Here is a 2,793-nt window from a genome sequence, read left to right as displayed (position 1 = left end):
TGCGGGCACAGTTTCATTTGTGTCCATTGTGCTCACGCAGATCCGATCTCGGGTGGCCTCGCCTCGACGTAGGGTCTTTTCGTGCGCCGAACCACGCTTGCTGCTCAGCTGCTCAGGCTACAGCTGCTCATCGTCGTGGTCGTGCTCGTCGCCATCGGAGGGCTGTCGTTCGCGCAATCCTCGGCGGCATTTCAACGCGACGCCGGCCGGCGTGCACAGTCTGCGGCAGAAACGTTGGCGGCAAACCCCGTCGTGCGGCAGCTGCTTCCGTCGGCACAACCGCGCATTCGCACCGGCCTGCAGAGCGCTGTCGAATCCGTCCGCGCCGTCTCCGGGCTCGACTACGCCCAGCTCGCCAGCGTCGACGGAATCGTCGTACTCTCCACCGTCCCGGAACAGGTCGGACAGGACGCCGGGTCGGACGGAAGTGGGTCCTGGGTCGGCTTGACCGACACCTCACTCGGCAAGGCGGTCGAAGCGCGCGTTCCGGTTGTCGACGATACCGGCTCGCTCGTCGGCACCGCCGTGGTCGGTGATCGCTACCCCTCTGGGCTCGACAGGTTCCTGCAGGCGGCGCCCAACCTGATCGTCTATCTGGCCGTCGCGTCCGTCCTCGGCGGCGTCGGGTCGGTGCTGCTCGCCCGACGGGTCAAGCGGCAGACACTCGGAATGGAAGCCGACGAGATCCTCGACCTCGTCGGGCAACGTGAGGCCATGCTGCGCGGACTCAAGGAAGGCGTCATCGCCCTCGACCCGCACGGCCGGGTATTGCTGATGAGCGAAAGCGCGCACGAACTGCTGCACATCGACTACGGGAGCAAGGGCCGCACCGTCGAAGAACTGGGGCTCACCGATCGACTCCGCGACGTGCTGCTCGGCACTGAAACGACACCGGACGAGATCGTGCTAGTCGGCGACCGCGTACTCGTGCTCAACACGGTGCCCATCGTGTCCAACGGCAAAGCCGTAGGAACCGTCACCACCTTCCGTGACCGCACCGAACTGACCGACATCGAAGAAGAACTCGGCGTCACCAAAACCAGCTCGACAGCCCTGCGCGAACACATTCACGAGTTCGACAATCAACTGCACACCATCTCCGGGCTCGTACAACTGCAGGAATACGACGAGGTGGTGCGCTACGTGGACGGTCTGACGGCGCGACGAGAAGATGCGACATCCGTGGTGACCGATTCCGTGGCCGACGTCGGCGTCGCCGCACTGCTCATCGCGAAAATCGGTGCAGCAGCGCACCGCTCGGTGATCGTCGACATCATCGAAGGTTCGGCGCTCGGTCCGCACGGTGGCGCCCTGTCCCGCGATCTCTGCACCGTACTCGGCAACCTCGTCGACAACGCCGTCACCGCATCGGACGGACGGGTGCAGATCTCACTGCGCGAACGCGACGACGAGATCGAGATCGCCGTGCATGACAACGGCCCCGGCGTACCCGACGCAGACGCGGCGAACATCTTCGAACAAGGCTGGAGCACACGTGGTTCGGCCTCGACCGGACACGGATTCGGGCTGGCGTTGGTACGACTGGCATGCAGACGCCGAGGTGGAGATGTGACCCTGGGCTACGAGCACGCAGACGGAATCGACTGGACGGTGTTCAGAGCCGTGATGAAGCAGACGCCGTGATGAAGCAGACGCCGTGATGAAGGAGACGCAGTGATACGGGTACTGGTCGTCGACGACGATTTCATGGTCGCCAAGGTGCATTCGGGGTTCGTCGGCAAAACCGAGGGGTTCGAAGTGTGCGGCGTCGCCCACACGCCCCAGGCGGCGGAGCAGGCAGTGGCGTCGCTCCGGCCCGACCTGATATTGCTCGACGTACACCTCCCGGGAGCCAGCGGCCTCGACCTCATCGGCAAGTTCCGAGAATCGGTACCCGACGTGGACGTTCTCGTCATCACCAGCGAACGCGAAGTCGCGTCCGTGCAAAAGGCGTTGCGCAGCGGTGTGGTGCACTACCTCATCAAACCCTTCAAATTTGCTGTGCTGCAAGCACGTTTGGAGCAGTACCGCACCACCCGACAGTCTCTGTCCGCCGCCGAGGAAGCCGAGCAAGCAGCCGTCGACAAAGCCTTCGGCATCGCGGGCGCCGGCGGCGACCTCCCAAAGGGTCTCAGCCGCGTCACCCTCGACCTCGTCGAAGAACGCCTGCGCGGCATCGAGGGCGCCGTGTCCGCGACGGAAATGTCCGAGCGATCCGGCATTTCGCGCTCCAGCGCCAGGCGATACCTCGAATACCTCGCCGATATCGGCCGCGTCGACGTCTCCCTCGACTACGGGAACGTCGGAAGGCCGGAACGGTTGTATCGGCGGAAATAGCCCCACCGGCGGCTCGGCGAACCATCTCGGCAATACGCCTCGCGGGCGATTGTCGAGGTCCGCGACAAAACAAGCCGCCAACGAGACCGTCTTCGTACCATGCGTTCTTGTGCGCGCAGCGACTCGGCGTCTCGGGCGAGTTGCAGGCGCTACTCCTGGGCGGCGCAATGGGCACGAAGGTGGACTCTCGCGTAACCAGGCATGCCTTGGAGCAAGCGGCCCGCAGCTACGGTGCGGTGGCAGGTGTGACCTCGTCCAACCGCCGGCCGATGGTGTCGATGTTGGCCGGCGCCGCCCCCGGTTCGTTCTGCCGGCTATATGTTTTGGGTTCCCTCGCGGATAAAACTCGTCAACGGGCCCGGTTTCATTCTGCGTCGCGAACGCGCTCCGGCAATGTGTCGGAGGGATGCGGTAGATTCGAAAGTATGTTCGATACGGGGGTTTCGGCGGGGGACG

2 protein-coding genes are annotated in these 2,793 nt (G+C 64.4%); both read left to right on the top strand.

Annotation, left to right across the window (positions count from 1 at the left end):
- Window positions 1-81: 81 nt before the first annotated feature.
- A complete protein-coding gene (locus WBQ44_RS18410) occupies window positions 82-1,644 on the top strand; it encodes a sensor histidine kinase (RefSeq protein ID WP_495568115.1) in 1,563 nt (520 codons plus the stop codon).
- Between the two features lie 30 nt (window positions 1,645-1,674).
- Window positions 1,675-2,337: a response regulator gene (locus WBQ44_RS18405; protein WP_495568114.1), complete on the top strand. Its 663-nt coding sequence runs from the start codon at window positions 1,675-1,677 to the stop codon at window positions 2,335-2,337.
- The last annotated feature ends 456 nt before the right edge of the window (window positions 2,338-2,793 follow it).

Source organism: Rhodococcus sp. (in: high G+C Gram-positive bacteria) (genome assembly GCF_049591685.1).
In the GTDB taxonomy this organism is placed as follows: Bacteria; Actinomycetota; Actinomycetes; order Mycobacteriales; family Mycobacteriaceae; genus Rhodococcoides.
Note: the sequence above shows the minus strand (reverse complement) of the source record. Positions and strands in the feature narration are given on the sequence as shown.